Source organism: Enterobacter cloacae complex sp. BZL2005, assembly GCF_049238885.1.
Lineage (GTDB): Bacteria > Pseudomonadota > Gammaproteobacteria > Enterobacterales > Enterobacteriaceae > Enterobacter > Enterobacter roggenkampii.
On the sequence record NZ_JBMKGI010000007.1, the window covers coordinates 148,747 to 164,128 of the forward strand.

15 protein-coding genes are annotated in these 15,382 nt (G+C 55.8%); 5 read left to right on the forward strand and 10 right to left on the reverse strand.

All coding sequences use genetic code 11. The features are described 5' to 3' along the window. Positions 1-6: 6 nt before the first annotated feature. The 6 genes from ACOTXI_RS14480 to syd all read right to left on the reverse strand — a co-directional run bounded on the left by ACOTXI_RS14480 (position 7) and on the right by syd (position 5,790). On the reverse strand, positions 7-1,347 hold the full coding sequence (locus tag ACOTXI_RS14480) for an enolase C-terminal domain-like protein (RefSeq protein ID WP_058653945.1): 1,341 nt from the start codon (positions 1,345-1,347) through the stop codon (positions 7-9). Then, on the reverse strand, positions 1,347-2,702 hold the full coding sequence (gudP, locus tag ACOTXI_RS14485) for a galactarate/glucarate/glycerate transporter GudP (RefSeq protein WP_032675441.1): 1,356 nt from the start codon (positions 2,700-2,702) through the stop codon (positions 1,347-1,349). The genes ACOTXI_RS14480 and gudP overlap by 1 nt, the downstream gene beginning before the upstream one ends. 334 nt (positions 2,703-3,036) lie before the next feature. Further along, positions 3,037-3,486 carry a flavodoxin gene (locus tag ACOTXI_RS14490; RefSeq protein ID WP_008499636.1) on the reverse strand — a complete coding sequence of 150 codons (450 nt, stop codon included), beginning with the start codon at positions 3,484-3,486 and terminating at the stop codon, positions 3,037-3,039. Positions 3,487-3,510: 24 nt separating this feature from the next. Further along, the gene (truC, locus tag ACOTXI_RS14495) at positions 3,511-4,287 is read right to left on the reverse strand and encodes a tRNA pseudouridine(65) synthase TruC (protein WP_023325990.1); all 777 of its coding nucleotides are present in this window, start codon (positions 4,285-4,287) and stop codon (positions 3,511-3,513) included. Beyond that, on the reverse strand, positions 4,284-4,613 hold the full coding sequence (locus tag ACOTXI_RS14500; RefSeq protein WP_046091902.1) for a YqcC family protein: 330 nt from the start codon (positions 4,611-4,613) through the stop codon (positions 4,284-4,286). Before ACOTXI_RS14500 ends, truC begins: the two co-directional genes overlap by 4 nt. Before the next feature lie 631 nt (positions 4,614-5,244). Continuing rightward, on the reverse strand, positions 5,245-5,790 hold the full coding sequence (syd, locus tag ACOTXI_RS14505) for a SecY-interacting protein (RefSeq protein ID WP_032653211.1): 546 nt from the start codon (positions 5,788-5,790) through the stop codon (positions 5,245-5,247). A 69-nt stretch (positions 5,791-5,859) separates the two neighbouring features. Between syd and queF the strand changes: the two genes are divergently transcribed. The 5 genes from queF to xni all read left to right on the forward strand — a co-directional run bounded on the left by queF (position 5,860) and on the right by xni (position 12,295). Then, on the forward strand, positions 5,860-6,702 hold the full coding sequence (queF, locus tag ACOTXI_RS14510) for an NADPH-dependent 7-cyano-7-deazaguanine reductase QueF (RefSeq protein WP_023294462.1): 843 nt from the start codon (positions 5,860-5,862) through the stop codon (positions 6,700-6,702). A 116-nt stretch (positions 6,703-6,818) separates the two neighbouring features. After that, complete coding sequence (gene ppnN / locus ACOTXI_RS14515; protein WP_008499641.1) at positions 6,819-8,183, forward strand: nucleotide 5'-monophosphate nucleosidase PpnN; 1,365 nt, start codon at positions 6,819-6,821, stop codon at positions 8,181-8,183. A 515-nt stretch (positions 8,184-8,698) separates the two neighbouring features. Beyond that, positions 8,699-9,994: an HAAAP family serine/threonine permease gene (locus ACOTXI_RS14520; protein ID WP_008499642.1), complete on the forward strand. Its 1,296-nt coding sequence runs from the start codon at positions 8,699-8,701 to the stop codon at positions 9,992-9,994. Between the two features lie 65 nt (positions 9,995-10,059). Continuing rightward, positions 10,060-11,427, forward strand: a complete 1,368-nt coding sequence (locus ACOTXI_RS14525; protein WP_058653946.1) for an L-serine ammonia-lyase — start codon at positions 10,060-10,062, stop codon at positions 11,425-11,427. Positions 11,428-11,539: 112 nt separating this feature from the next. Beyond that, positions 11,540-12,295, forward strand: a complete 756-nt coding sequence (gene xni, locus ACOTXI_RS14530) for a flap endonuclease Xni (RefSeq protein WP_421633942.1) — start codon at positions 11,540-11,542, stop codon at positions 12,293-12,295. A 63-nt stretch (positions 12,296-12,358) separates the two neighbouring features. Here the strand turns inward: xni and rlmM are convergent, their stop codons facing one another. The 4 genes from rlmM to ACOTXI_RS14550 all read right to left on the reverse strand — a co-directional run bounded on the left by rlmM (position 12,359) and on the right by ACOTXI_RS14550 (position 15,381). Further along, positions 12,359-13,459, reverse strand: coding sequence for a 23S rRNA (cytidine(2498)-2'-O)-methyltransferase RlmM (gene rlmM, locus ACOTXI_RS14535; protein ID WP_021241891.1), 1,101 nt, complete (start codon positions 13,457-13,459; stop codon positions 12,359-12,361). Beyond that, positions 13,452-13,847, reverse strand: a complete 396-nt coding sequence (locus ACOTXI_RS14540) for a DUF423 domain-containing protein (protein WP_058653947.1) — start codon at positions 13,845-13,847, stop codon at positions 13,452-13,454. The genes rlmM and ACOTXI_RS14540 overlap by 8 nt, the downstream gene beginning before the upstream one ends. A gap of 39 nt (positions 13,848-13,886) precedes the next feature. Beyond that, entirely contained in the window at positions 13,887-14,804 is a 918-nt protein-coding gene (gene gcvA / locus ACOTXI_RS14545; RefSeq protein ID WP_008499647.1) for a glycine cleavage system transcriptional regulator GcvA, read from the reverse strand. A gap of 349 nt (positions 14,805-15,153) precedes the next feature. Beyond that, the gene (locus tag ACOTXI_RS14550) at positions 15,154-15,381 is read right to left on the reverse strand and encodes a YgdI/YgdR family lipoprotein (protein WP_008499648.1); all 228 of its coding nucleotides are present in this window, start codon (positions 15,379-15,381) and stop codon (positions 15,154-15,156) included. Position 15,382: the final 1 nt, after the last annotated feature.

Below are 15,382 nucleotides of genomic sequence, written 5' to 3' on the forward strand. Positions count from 1 at the left end.
CTTTTATCAGTGACGTCCGAAAACAGGGCGCTTACGGTCAAATGTCCAGCCGGGAATAAGGTACTGCATCGGGCCCGCATCGTTTCGCGCGCCGCCCGGCAATTTTTTATACGCCTCATGGGCTTTATGGATCCGATCCCAATCCAGCTCCACGCCCAGGCCCGGCGCATCCGGTACGGCAATTTTGCCATTGATGATTTCCAGCGGATTTTTCGTCAGGCGGGCTTCGCCTTCCTGCCAAATCCAGTGCGTGTCGATGGCGGTCGGGTTACCCGGCGCCGCCGCGCCAACGTGGGTAAACATCGCCAGCGAAATATCAAAGTGATTGTTCGAATGACAGCCCCAGGTGAGTCCCCAGTCATCGCACAGCTGCGCCACGCGGACCGCGCCTGAGAGCGTCCAGAAGTGCGGGTCCGCCAGCGGTATGTCCACGGCGTTCAGCATCACCGCATGACCTAGTTCGCGCCAGTTGGTAGCGATCATATTGGTCGCCACCGGCAGTCCGGTGGCCCGACGGAACTCGGCCATCACTTCGCGGCCCGAAAAGCCCTGTTCCGCGCCGCAGGGGTCTTCCGCATAGGACAGGATATCCCCCAGCCCTTTGCACAGGCTAATCGCTTCATCCAGCAGCCATGCGCCGTTGGGATCGACGGTGATCCGCGCATCCGGTAAGCGCTTTTTCAGCGCCCGGGCCGTTTCAATCTCCTGCTCGCCGGGCAGCACGCCGCCCTTCAGCTTGAAATCCTTAAAGCCGTAGCGATCCTGCGCCGCCTCGGCCAGCCGCACCACCGCGTCGCTGGAGAGCGCTTCCTGGTGGCGCAGGCGATACCAGTCGTGTTCGCCCCTGGAGCGAGCCAGATAGGGGAGATCGGTTTTATTGCGATCGCCAATGTAGAACAGATAGCCCAGCACGGTGACCGCATCGCGCTGTTTGCCGGGCCCCAGCAGTTCGCAGACCGGGACATTGAGCGCCTTACCCAGTAAATCAAGCAGAGCCGCTTCTAGTGCGGCGACCGCATTGACGCGCAGTTCAAACGTCCAGGCACCTTTACCAAACGTCTCAAAGTCTGCCGACTGGTTGCCCTTATGCACCCGCTGAACCACCCTGTTCAGACGGGCAATCTCCTGCCCCACGACCTGCGGAATGGCATCGACCAGCGTCTGGTAAATCACCTCTCCGCCAGGGGCCTCGCCCACGCCGGTATTCCCTGCGCTGTCTTTTAGCACGACGATATTACGGGTAAACCAGGCGTTATGCGCGCCGCCAATATTGAGCAGCATGCTGTCCTGCCCGGCCACCGGGATGACCTTCATCTCGGTGACGATAGGGCTCGATTGCGTTGTCATCAGCCACGCTCCGCAACAGGTTTAAGTTCGACGCGTTTGATATCCCCCACCAGCACCAGGTAACTCAGGACCGCCACCAGCGCATGCACACCCACGTAGATTAGCGCACCGTTGAAAGAGCCGGTGGTACCGACGATGTAGCCGATAGCGATGGGCGTCACAATCCCGGAGATGTTGCCGAACATGTTGAACAGACCGCCGCTCAGGCCGCTGATCTCTTTCGGGGCCGTATCCGCCATTACCGCCCAGCCCAGCGCGCCAATGCCTTTGCCGAAGAAGGCCATCGCCATAAAGCCGATAATCATCCACTCGGCATTGACGTAGTTACAGAACACCATGGTCATGGAGAGCAGCATGCCGAGCACGATGGGCGTTTTACGCGCGATGTTCAGTGAACCCGTGCGGCGCATCAGCCAGTCGGAAATCACCCCGCCGAGCACGCCCCCCACGAAGCCACAGATGGCCGGGACCGAGGCAACAAACCCCGCTTTCAGAATCGACATGCCGCGTGCCTGCACGAGGTACACCGGGAACCAGGTGATGAAAAAGTAGGTCAAGGCGTTGATACAGTACTGGCCCAGATAGATCCCGATCATCATGCGCGAGCCGACAAGCTGCCTGATCTGCGCCCATTTCTGGCTGAACGGGACTTTCGCCGTCGAGGATTTCTGATCCATGTTAATCAGCGCGCCGCCTTCCGCGATGTACTCCAGCTCTTTTTTGTTTACGCCAGGATGCTGATTGGGTTCGTGGATTACTTTCAGCCAGATAAAGCTGATGACGATCCCGAGTCCGCCCATAAAGAAGAACACGTGCGACCAGCCCACCTCATGGGTTAGCCAGCCCATAATGGGCGCAAAGATCACCGTCGCGAAGTACTGTGCGGAGTTGAAAATCGCCACCGCCGTTCCCCTCTCCTGCGCCGGGAACCAGGCCGCCACAATGCGGCTGTTGCCCGGGAAGGAAGGCGCTTCCGCTAAGCCCACCAGGAAGCGCAGCGTGAAGAGCGCGACGATAATGCCGAAGCCGCTGAAGATATCGACGAAGCCCTGCAGCAGAGTAAAGGCAGACCAGATGAAGATGGACCAGAAGTAGACCCGTTTCGAGCCAAAGCGGTCGAGCAGCCAGCCGCCAGGAATTTGCCCGATGACGTAGGCCCACGAGAAGGCGGAGAAAACGTAACCCATGCCCACGGGATCAAGGCCGATATCTTTTGCCATTTCCGAGCCGGCAATCGACAGCGTGGCGCGGTCACCATAGTTAAAGGACGTGACGATAAACAGCATCACCACTATCCAGTAGCGGGCATTGGTGCGCTTTTCAGCGCTGCTCGCTGCGTGGCTTAATGAACTCATTGTTGCACTCCTGAAACATAGCTTTCGCCTGGTTCATTCTGTACAGCACCGGTAGGGTAAGCAGAATGAGATTGGTTTTTGTCGTTTTGGTACGGCCTGAAGCCGTTTTATCGTGACCGGAAAAGTATATGAAGGAGTGCCTCTTCACCTCACCGTGCAAAAACACAGTATTAAAGGGCGTGAGGGAGGTTGTTTAGGGCATAAGCCCAGAGGAGTGGAAGGTGGTTCACGGAAATGGCGTTTGGTGCGAAGTGTAATGCCGGGTGGCGGCTACGCCTGACCCGGCCTGGAAAACCCGTAGGCCCGCGCAAGCGAAGCGCCGCCGGGCAGAGTGTTATTTGAGAAGTGAGGCCCAGTTCTCCACCCACGGGTTTGATTCGCTTTCTGGCTCCGGGTGCTCACCCGCATCAATCAGCAGCATCTCGCCGACGCGCTGGGCGCTCTGCTCCTGCAACAGCGCATCGAACTGCTTGCCGCCGCCGCAGAAGTTAGCGTAAGCGCTGTCGCCGAGGGCGATGATGCCGTAGCGAACGTCTGGCTGATAGCCAAGCTGGTCTTTAATGCCCTGGAACAGCGGCACGATGCTGTCCGGCAGATCGCCCTGCCCGGTGGTGGAGGTCACCACCAGAATGTATTTATCTTTATACTTTTCCCAGTCCGCCAGCTCCGGGTCTTCATAGACCGTGGCTTTATGACCCTGGCTTGCCAGAATCGCCTCCGCCTCTTCCGCGACCAGCAGCGAGTTGCCGTACATTGTGCCGACAAAAATGCCTACTTCAGCCATGCTATTTTCCCATAGTGAATGCGCTTACTCTTCATCCTGAACGTTGCCCGATACAAACTCAACCCTTTCATTTTCGGGGAGTTGTCCCAGCCAGCCAAACTGTGACAGCGCCTGCATCCAGACGTCGTCCAGCCCCGCGCGGAGAGTCAGCGGCTCGCCGGTAAACGGGTGCATCAAGCTCAGCTCGCTTGCGTGTAACATCAGACGATGGCAGCCAAAGTGTTCGGCCGCGCTGCGGTTCTGGCGCAAATCACCGTGTTTGCTGTCGCCAATAATCGGGTGGCGCAGATGCGCCAGATGGCGTCGCAGCTGGTGCTTGCGCCCGGTTTTCGGCAGAAGCTCAACCAGGCTGTAGCGTGTGGTCGGAAATTTGCTGGTGGCTACCGGCATTTCCGTGGTTGCCATGCCGCGATAATCGGTCACGGCCGGCTGCGGGCCTTTGTCATCCCGGGCAAATTTATCGCCGATTTTGTCCAGCTCCTCCACCAGCGGATAATCCAGGGTGGCGGACTCGGTCAGCCAGCCACGCACGATCGCGTGGTAGCGCTTCTGGATCTGGTGCTGTTCGAACTGCTGCGCCAGCAGACGGCCAGCTTCGCTGGAAAGCCCCATCAGCAGCACGCCGGAGGTCGGCCTGTCGAGGCGATGGGCGGTAAACACATGCTGACCAATCTGGTCGCGAACGGTCTGCATCACCACCACTTTCTCATCGCGATCCAGCCAGCTGCGGTGCACCAGCCAGCCTGACGGTTTATTCACCGCCACCAGCCACTCGTCCTGATAGAGGATCTCAAGCGTCATGCATCTTCACCGGCAAACAGGGCATCCAGCTTTTCCAGTTCGACCAGCATGACGTCGCGCGCAGGGTGCGTCGCGTCGAGCGCCATTTCATAATAGGGAGAGACAGCAAACGCCTGCGGTAAGGGGTGCCCCCCCTCAAGCAGGGCGTGCATGCGCGGAATTAACACCCACTGTAGCCACTCGAAAGGGGCCAGCGTATCCAGGCAGAAAGGCTGGGTGCTGGTGAACGCTTCTGGCTGCGGCGCGGTCTCCTGCCACAGCTGATGTTGGCGCAAAAGGGCTTCGATGGCGTGCAACTGAGCACGAACGCTATCGTGTTGCGTCATAGTAACCTCAACTGAAAATGTGAACGGCGCGCAGCATAGCATTGCGAAAGGCAGAAATAAAAAAGGGAGCACTGTAAAAACAGTGCTCCCGGTTCGTTCCGCAGCATTCCAGCTACAATTCGTGCTCCCTGCTCATCCGTGACAACTTTTCCTGAAGCCCGAAGGCCTGGTCATCCGTCTACCTTTCGCATCCTGCACACATCTTCCTGACGTGTTTGTTTCATCCTGAAACGTCCTGGCCTTCCTGACCCACCGACCATCCTGACCGGCTCTCGTTCTCCTTCCTGGAGGTGTCCCTTACGCATCCTGCGTTATCCACTTCGCTTCATCCAGAAGCCTTCCTGCTGCGCCATCCTGACGAGTCCTGTGTGAGAAACGCCATCATCCTGATGTTCGTTTCTCGTGTCGGCTTCCTGTCGACGGAGATAGAATTCGCTATTCCGCTTCGTCTTACAACCCACTCAGCCAGCGTTGTAAGACGCGGGGACTCCCTAAAAATAATAGGAGGAACAACTAATTCGTTGAAAAATAGAGTGATATTAATCTGAATTTAATGAGGTAATACTGAATGTTCCAGCGATCTCTCACAAACCTTGTAAGAGATCTCTCACACGCGCTGTAGCAGCATGGATTACAGAAGGGGCTCAAGTCGGGTGAGGAAATCCGCAAGAGAAGAGGCGAGAGTCTCGCGATTGCGGGTACCGATAGTCTCTTTAATCACTTCGCCTGACAGGTTACAGACGGAGATAACGTCCAGCTCGCTGTCCAGCGTGGCGATAAAGAGCGTCGGAGAAAGCTTAAGGCGTTTTTGCGTGACCAGATGACCAATCAGGTTTTCCTGAACACGCTGCAGATCGTCTTCGCTCCAGGTCTGCAACAGCGTCAGCGTCATGTCCGCAAAACGCGCGGGCATATCCCCTGCAAACTGCGTGGCATAAAACGCATGAACCGCTGGTTGTACCACAATGTCCATTGCTCGTTCAACCGCATTTACATTCTGCTCACCGTTATTCGGCTTCGGCTGCCAGATCACGTAATCCTCAAGCGAAGAGATAATGCACGGCGAAGGGACGCCATATAAATCAGCACTTTGCGGCCACGTGCCCTGCTTTTCATGCCATGCGTCGCAATAGCGGGTCGTAAAGGTAGTGAGGGCATTTGCAGTTTCGATGTCCACCGATTTCTCTCTTCTTGTCAGACAGGATAAACTCAGGCCATAAGTGTACCTGTAAAGTGGCTATGAAACATGTCTTACGAAAATCATCAGGCGTTAACCGGCTTAACGCTGGGTAAATCGACCGATTACCGCGATACCTACGATGCAAGCCTGCTGCAGGGCGTGCCGCGTAGCCTGAACCGCGACCCTCTGGGACTGCACGCGGACGCGCTGCCGTTCGTGGGTGGCGATATCTGGACGCTGTACGAACTCTCGTGGCTCAACGCGCGCGGCCTGCCGCAGGTGGCGGTGGGACACGTTGAGCTGGACTATGCCAGCGTGAATCTCGTCGAGTCCAAAAGCTTTAAGCTCTATCTCAACAGTTTTAACCAGACCAAATTCAACAGCTGGGACGACGTTCAGCGCACCCTGGAACGTGATTTAAGCGCCTGCGCGCAGGGAAAGGTGAGCGTTTCACTGTACCGCCTGCACGAGCTGGAAGGCCAGCCAGTCGCCCACTTCAACGGGACCTGCATCGACGATCAGGATATCGAGGTGGAGAATTATGAATTCAGCGCCGATTACCTCGAAAACGCGGCGAGCGGCAAGGTGGTTGAAGAGACGCTGGTGAGCCATCTGCTTAAATCCAACTGCCTGATTACCCACCAGCCGGACTGGGGCTCGGTGCAGATCCAGTATCGCGGGCCAAAAATCGACCGGGAAAAGCTGCTGCGCTATCTGGTGTCGTTCCGCCATCACAATGAATTCCACGAGCAGTGCGTGGAGCGCATCTTTAGCGATATCCAACGCTTCTGCCAGCCAGAAAAATTGAGCGTTTACGCGCGCTACACCCGCCGCGGCGGCCTGGACATTAACCCGTGGCGCACCAATACCGATTTTGTCCCGGCGACGGGCCGGCTGGTGCGTCAGTAATATAAATATTTTCACAATATGCGCGGTATCTTCCGCGCTTTAGGTTGTGAAACGTCACGCGGCAGGGCTATTGTAATCAACAGGGAAAGACGATAATCGTCCCGTAAGGAGCTCACTTGATTACACATATTAGCCCGCTTGGCTCAATGGATATGTTGTCGCAGCTGGAAGTGGACATGCTTAAACGCACGGCCAGCAGCGATCTTTATCAACTGTTTCGTAACTGTTCACTTGCCGTTCTGAACTCCGGAAGCCTGACAGACAACAGTAAAGAACTGCTGTCCCGCTTCGAAAGCTTTGATATCAACGTGCTGCGCCGCGAGCGCGGCGTGAAGCTTGAAGTCATCAACCCGCCGGAAGAGGCATTCGTCGACGGACGCATCATCCGTTCACTTCAGGCTAACCTGTTTGCCGTGCTGCGTGACATCCTGTTTGTTAACGGGCAGATCCACAACGCAGGCCGCTTCCAGCATCTCGACCTGGAAAGTTCGGTCCATATCACCAACCTGGTGTTCTCTATTTTGCGCAACGCCCGTGCCCTGCACGTGGGTGAAGCGCCGAACATGGTCGTCTGCTGGGGCGGTCACTCCATTAACGAAACCGAATACCTTTATGCGCGTCGGGTGGGCACCCAGCTTGGCCTGCGCGAGCTGAATATCTGTACCGGATGTGGTCCGGGTGCGATGGAAGCGCCAATGAAAGGGGCCGCAGTGGGTCACGCGCAGCAACGCTACAAAGAGGGACGGTTTATCGGCATGACCGAGCCGTCCATCATCGCCGCTGAGCCACCTAACCCGCTGGTTAACGAGCTGATTATCATGCCGGATATCGAAAAACGTCTTGAAGCGTTTGTTCGTATCGCCCACGGCATCATCATCTTCCCGGGCGGCGTGGGGACAGCGGAAGAGCTGCTCTATCTGCTGGGTATTCTGATGAACCCGGCCAACAAAGATCAGGTCCTGCCGCTGATCCTGACCGGGCCGAAAGAGAGCGCCGACTACTTCCGCGTGCTGGACGAGTTTATCGTACACACGCTGGGTGAAGCCGCGCGTCGTCACTATCGCATCATCATCGACGATGCTGCGGAAGTGGCGCGCCAGATGAAAAAAGCGATGCCGCTGGTGAAGGAGAACCGTCGCGATACCGGGGATGCCTACAGCTTTAACTGGTCAATCCGCATTGCGCCGGACCTGCAGATCCCGTTCGAGCCTTCACACGAGAACATGGCGAACCTGAAACTCTACCCGGACCAGCCGGTGGAAGTCCTGGCCGCCGATCTGCGTCGCGCCTTCTCCGGGATTGTGGCGGGCAACGTCAAAGAGGTCGGTATCCGCGCCATTGAGCAGTACGGTCCGTACAAGATCCACGGCGACCCGGAGATGATGCGCCGCATGGATGACATGCTGCAGGGCTTTGTCGCCCAGCACCGCATGAAGCTGCCGGGCTCCGCCTATATTCCTTGCTACGAAATCTGCACATAACGCTTAGCGGCATCTCATCAAAGCCGGGTCGCCCTGTCGCGCGTTCCGGCTTTTTTTATTCCTGATGTAATTCATAGGCATCACTTATATCTTTTACAAAATCGCCACAAACGCAAACGATTACCTATATCTTTCAACCGTAAATTATCAGCCTTAATCCAAATTACCTGCCAGAAAATACTAAAAACCCATTTCTTTACAGCGAAAGACACCTATATCAAGGGCCAGTCTTTCAGCGCACATGTCGTTGGTGGTAGCCTTCGCGCGCGTAAATTCTCTTTGATGTTTTTTTAACAGATAAATGGTCTAAAGATGCCCACATCATAAGTGGATTATTGCATTTGGGATCGCGATCACTGATAGATTCATAACGAGAATGTATCTTTCCGCCCGCCAATAGTTACGGGCGAAAATTATTAAAAAACCGTCACTGAACGAATTTCATATTACCGTCAGGCACTTTTTCATCGGATTTGACTAAAAACCTGACAATTTGCTTCCTCCAGGAGATACAGATGGAAACCACTCAAACCAGCACCGTTGCTTCGATTGAATCCCGAAGTGGTTGGCGCAAAACGGATACCATGTGGATGCTTGGCCTTTACGGCACGGCAATCGGCGCTGGTGTACTGTTCCTTCCTATCAACGCAGGCGTCGGCGGTCTGATTCCGCTGATCATTATGGCTATCATTGCTTTCCCGATGACCTTCTTTGCACACCGCGGTCTGACCCGCTTCGTGCTGTCCGGTAAAAACCCGGGCGAAGACATCACTGAAGTGGTTGAAGAGCATTTCGGCGTGGGCGCAGGTAAACTGATTACCCTGCTCTACTTCTTTGCGATTTACCCTATCCTGCTGGTTTACAGCGTGGCGATCACCAACACCGTTGAAAGCTTCATGCTGCACCAGCTGCACATGACGCCGCCACCGCGTGCCATCCTGTCTCTGATCCTGATTGTCGGCATGATGACCATCGTGCGCTTCGGTGAGCAGATGATTGTGAAAGCGATGAGCGTGCTGGTGTTCCCGTTTGTGGCCGCACTGATGCTGCTGGCCTGCTACCTGATCCCACAGTGGAACGGCGCAGCGCTGGAAACCCTGTCCCTGAGCAGCGCGTCTGCAACCGGTAACGGCCTGCTGATGACCCTGTGGCTGGCGATCCCGGTAATGGTCTTCTCCTTCAACCACTCCCCAATCATCTCCTCTTTCGCCGTGGCGAAACGTGAAGAGTACGGTAATGGCGCAGAGAAGAAGTGCTCCAGCATCCTGGCACGCGCTCACATCATGATGGTGCTGACCGTTATGTTCTTCGTCTTCAGCTGCGTACTGAGCCTCTCCCCGGCGGACCTGGCGGCAGCGAAAGAGCAGAACATCTCAATTCTGTCTTACCTGGCGAACCACTTTAACGCACCGCTGATTGCGTGGATGGCACCGATCATCGCGATGATCGCCATCACCAAATCCTTCCTGGGCCACTACCTCGGCGCACGTGAAGGCTTCAACGGTATGGTGATCAAATCTCTGCGCGGTAAAGGCAAGAGCATTGAAATCAACAAGCTGAACAAAATCACTGCACTGTTCATGCTGCTCACCACCTGGGCGGTAGCGACGCTGAACCCAAGCATCCTGGGCATGATTGAAACCCTTGGCGGCCCGGTCATCGCGATGATTCTGTTCCTGATGCCGATGTACGCGATTCAGAAAGTCCCGGCTATGCGTAAGTACAGCGGTCATGTCAGCAACGTCTTTGTGGTTATCATGGGGCTTATCGCTATCTCTGCGATCTTCTACTCCCTGTACACCATGTTCTGATTCTCACCCGCGCCGTCCCCGGACGGCGCACTCCCTCCTCTCTGACTGAAAGCAATGGACGCATCATGATTAGCGTATTCGATATCTTCAAAATCGGTATTGGTCCTTCCAGCTCTCACACCGTCGGACCGATGAAAGCCGGTAAGCAGTTCACGGATGACTTGATTGCACGCGGCATCCTGCACGACATCACCCGCGTGGTTGTCGATGTATACGGCTCACTTTCCCTGACCGGGAAAGGCCACCACACCGATATCGCCATTATCATGGGCCTGGCGGGAAACCTGCCGGACACCGTTGATATTGATGCGATCCCTGGCTTTATCCAGGACGTGAACACCCACGGGCGCCTGCTGCTGGCGAACGGCGAGCATGAGGTTGAATTCCCGGTTGACCACTGCATGAATTTCCATGCGGACAACCTGTCGCTACACGAAAACGGCATGCGCATTACCGCGCTGGCCGGCGACAAAGCGGTATACAGCCAGACTTACTACTCTATCGGCGGCGGTTTTATCGTCGACGAAGACCACTTTGGTCAAACCAGTACCTCTTCTGTCGAGGTGCCGTATCCGTACAAAACGGCGGCAGACCTCCAGCGCCACTGCCAGGAGACGGGCCTTTCCCTCTCCGGTCTGATGATGAAAAACGAGCTGGCGCTGCACAGCAAAGAGGAGCTGGAACAGCACTTCGCTAACGTCTGGGACGTGATGCGCGGCGGTATTGAGCGCGGGATCACCACCGAAGGCGTTCTGCCGGGCAAGCTTCGCGTACCGCGTCGTGCGGCGGCGCTGCGCCGTATGCTGGTGAGCACCGACAAAACGACAACGGACCCGATGGCCGTGGTGGACTGGATCAACATGTTCGCCCTGGCGGTAAACGAAGAAAACGCCGCAGGGGGCCGTGTGGTCACCGCGCCAACCAACGGTGCCTGCGGCATCGTTCCGACCGTACTGGCGTACTACGACAAGTTTATCCGTGAAGTGAACGCGAACTCGCTGGCACGCTACCTGCTGGTGGCCAGTGCGATTGGTTCTCTGTATAAGATGAACGCCTCCATTTCCGGTGCGGAAGTGGGCTGTCAGGGTGAAGTCGGCGTGGCGTGCTCCATGGCGGCGGCAGGTCTGGCGGAGCTGTTAGGCGCAAGCCCGGCGCAGGTGTGCATCGCTGCGGAAATCGGCATGGAACACAACCTGGGGCTGACCTGCGATCCGGTTGCCGGACAGGTACAGGTTCCGTGCATCGAGCGTAACGCGATTGCCTCCGTGAAGGCGGTAAACGCGGCGCGTATGGCGCTGCGCCGCACCAGCGAACCGCGCGTCTGTCTCGATAAGGTTATCGAAACCATGTACGAAACGGGTAAAGATATGAACGCCAAATACCGCGAAACCTCTCGCGGCGGCCTGGCGATGAAGATCGTGACCTGCGATTAAGCCTCTCAGGAAGCCTCGTTTTGCGAGGCTTCTTCCTGATTTCCCCACCATTCATAGTTTCACGCTGCTGACAGTGTTACCCTTCTTGCATGAGATAGAAGGGAGATTATCTGTGGCCGTTCATTTACTTATCGTCGATGCACTTAACCTGATTCGCCGTATCCATGCGGTACAGGGGACGCCCTGTAAAGACACCTGCCTGCACGCGCTGGAACAGCTTATCCGCCACAGCGAGCCCACCCACGCGGTCGCGGTTTTTGATGACGAAGCCCGCAACACGGGCTGGCGGCACCAGCGTCTGCCCGACTACAAAGCCGGACGCGCACCGATGCCGGACGATCTTCACGCCGAATTACCCATGCTGCGCGCCGCATTTGAACAGCGGGGCGTCCCCTGCTGGGGCGCACAGGGAAATGAAGCCGACGATCTCGCGGCCACCCTGGCCGTAAAGGTGGCGAGTGCCGGGCATCAGGCCACGATCGTTTCAACGGATAAAGGCTACTGCCAGCTGCTCTCCCCGACTATTCGCATTCGCGACTATTTTCAAAAACGCTGGCTGGACGCGCCGTTCATTGCCAGCGAGTTTGGCGTATCGCCTGAGCAATTGCCGGATTACTGGGGCCTGGCAGGCATCAGCAGCTCTAAAGTTCCGGGCGTGGCCGGTATTGGGCCGAAGAGCGCCGCGCAGTTGCTGACCGATTTTCAGAGTCTGGAGGGCATTTACGCCCGTCTGGACGAGGAGCCCGAAAAATGGCGCAAGAAGCTGGAGGCGCATAAAGAGATGGCGTTTATCTGCCGGGAAATCGCAACGCTACAGACGGATTTACAGCTGGACGGGAATTTACAGCAATTGCGCTTAGAACGTTAAAACGACTACAGGGTTTTTGTAGGCCCGGTAAGCGCAGCGCCACCGGGCAAAACAAAGTACGTGCTATCGCTCGTCGCGACGCCCGCCTACGGCCGCCCACCAGCGACGAATATGCACCGTCACCTCTTCGCGGTCGTGATACAGCTGACGCGCCTGGATCTCCACGTTAATCCCGTGTTCGTCCAGTTGCTCCTGAATGTAGGCCAGGTTCTGCGACACCTCCTCATAGCGCTTTTTCATCGGCAGCTTGAGGTTGAAAATGGTCTCGCGACACCAGCCGTTAACCAGCCAGGAGGCCATCAGCGCGGCCACTTTCGCCGGTTTCTCAACCATGTCGCACACCATCCATGAGATGTTGTTGCGGTTCGGGCGATAGCGGAAACCGTCTTCACGCAGCCAGGTGACCTGTCCGGTGTCCATCAGGCTTTGCGCCATTGGGCCGTTATCAACGGACGATACCCACATGTTGCGTTTCACCAGCTGATAGGTCCAGCCGCCCGGGCACGCGCCGAGATCGACAGCGTACATGCCGTTTGCCAGACGCTCATCCCACTCATCCGCCGGGATAAAGACGTGGAACGCCTCTTCCAGCTTCAGCGTAGAACGGCTTGGCGCATCGGCCGGGAAGCGCAAACGCGGGATGCCCATAAAGAAAGGAGAGTTGTTGGTGGTGTACGAGTAGCCCGTATAGCAGCAGCCCGGTGCAATAAAGAAGATATGCACCACCGGACGCTTCGGCGTTTCGTAGTTCGTCAGCACGCCCGCATCACGCAGCGCCGCGCGCAGCGGAACAGTGAACTTACGGCAGAACTTCATCAGCTCTTTACTTTCGTTGGTATCCGCCACTTCAACGCGCAGATCGCCGCCCTTCTCCACCACGCCCTGCAGCATGCCCACGATTGGCGTGATGCGGTCTTCAGGGGGAAGGTCTTTGAGCAGCTCACCCGCGACAAACATCTGGCGCGCAAAAATCAGCGAGCTGAACGGCAGCTCGCGCGCCAGCTTATCCGCATCTTCAGGCTGATAGCATTCGAATACCACATAGCCCGCGTTTTCTTTTACGCGGGCAAAGCCGAAGATTTCGCGCTTCGCCGCTTTATCGGTAATTTCCGCGGCGCACTCTTTCTCAAACCCCGGGCGACAATATAAAACAACCTTATTCATGAACAACGCCCTTGCGTTTCAGACGGATAGCTCCGATAAACATTAATACCCAACCCGCCAGGAAGCTGACGCCACCGACAGGTGTAACAAACGCCCACAGGCGTAAATGGGAAAGTGCCAGACAGTAAAGGCTGCCGCTGAAAAGCACCGTACCCAGCGCCAGGAAGACGCTGCTCCAGTAAAACCAGATGCTGATACGGCGCTGCATCGCCACCGCCAGCCCAAAGATTGCCAGCGTATGGAACGCCTGATATTCAAGGCCGGTCTGGATCCAGCTCATCTCTACAGCGCCCAACGACTTGCTTAAGACATGTGCGCCAAAGGCGCCCAGTGCAACAAAAATAAAGCCACTCACCGCGGCAAAAATCAGCATGAATCGGCTGGTCATGTTTAAGTCCTGAATTGATGCGTGCCCGGCACACAAACGTTATTGTTCATACCTGAAGCGGAATTTTTCTTGCTCGCTTGCCGCTTTCGCCAGTATCCACTGCCGGAAGGCGGCTATTTTACCCAGTTCTGCCTGACTGTCATGACAAACCAGATAAAACGCATTCTTGCTGACCAGTACATCATTAAAAGGGCAGACCAGGCGACCTGCCTCTATTTCGGACTGCGCCATGACGTTGTTCGCCAACGCCACGCCCTGCCCGTGAATGGCAGCCTGTAACACCATCGCACTGTGGCTAAAGATGGGTCCCTGCTGCACGTTTATATGTGTAAGACCTAATTGACGGGTATAAGTTTGCCAGTCGCGTCGAGAGGCATCATGCAAAAGCGTATGCTGCGCCAGGTCAGCGGGAGACTTCAGCGCTTTGTCGCCCGTTAATAGCAGAGGGGAACAGACCGGCAGGAGATATTCTGCGTATAATTTCTCAACACGCAAGCCCGGCCAGTTACCGCGCCCATAAAAAATCGCGACATCCACGTCATCGGCCAGCTTGTCTTCCTGACGATCCACGGCCTGGATTCGAACGTCTATCCCCGGATAAGCTGAGTTAAAGCTTGAGAGTCTTGGCACCAGCCACTGAATGGCAAAACTGGGCAATAAACTAACAGTCAGAGCACCTTTTGCACTGCGGGCCTGTAGTTTACGCGTGGCTTCAGTAAGCTGCGAAAAAATCTCTTTAATATCCTGAAAATAGCTCTGCCCCTCTTCGGTCAACAGCAACGAGCGGTTGCGTCGACGAAACAGCTTAAGGCCCAGAAAATCCTCCAGAGACTTGATTTGGTGACTTACTGCGGCCTGTGTCACAAAAAGCTCATCGGCTGCGCGGGTGAAGCTCAGGTGACGTGCTGCTGCATCAAAAACACGTAATGCGTTGAGGGGGGGCAATCGCTTTGACATGGTTATATGGCTTAGATGTTAAAGGAATTTAACAAATAGGAAACAACGTTTAACCTATTAGTTTTTTTTATCTGAGCCATTATAATTTGTCCGTTGAGGAACTACCAGCAAATACCTATAGTGGCGGCACTTCCTGAGCCGGAACGAAGAGCTTTTTTCGGAATGCGTGTTCTGAAGGGCTTTTGGCTTACGGTTGTGATGTTGTGTTGTTGTGTTTGCAATTGGTCTGCGATTCAGACCACGGTAGCAACGCTACCAATTTTTCACTTCCTGTACATTTACCCTGTCTGTCCATAGTGATTAATGTAGCACCGCCAACTTGCGGTGCTTTTTTTTCGCCTGCGATCGGTTAATGCTCGATCTCTTTCATCTCTTTCACGTCCGTGCGGTTGATCTGCTGCTTGTTCCCGTTAGCATCTTTGTACGAAATCATCCCGGTATCGTTATCGGTTGTCGGTTTCCCTTCCGAAACGATGGAACGACCATCGTTGGTGTGCATCACGTAGTTGTTACCGGAACAGGCGCTCAGGGCAAAAGTAAACGCACAGGCAGAGATGATTGCAGCTGTCTTATTCATG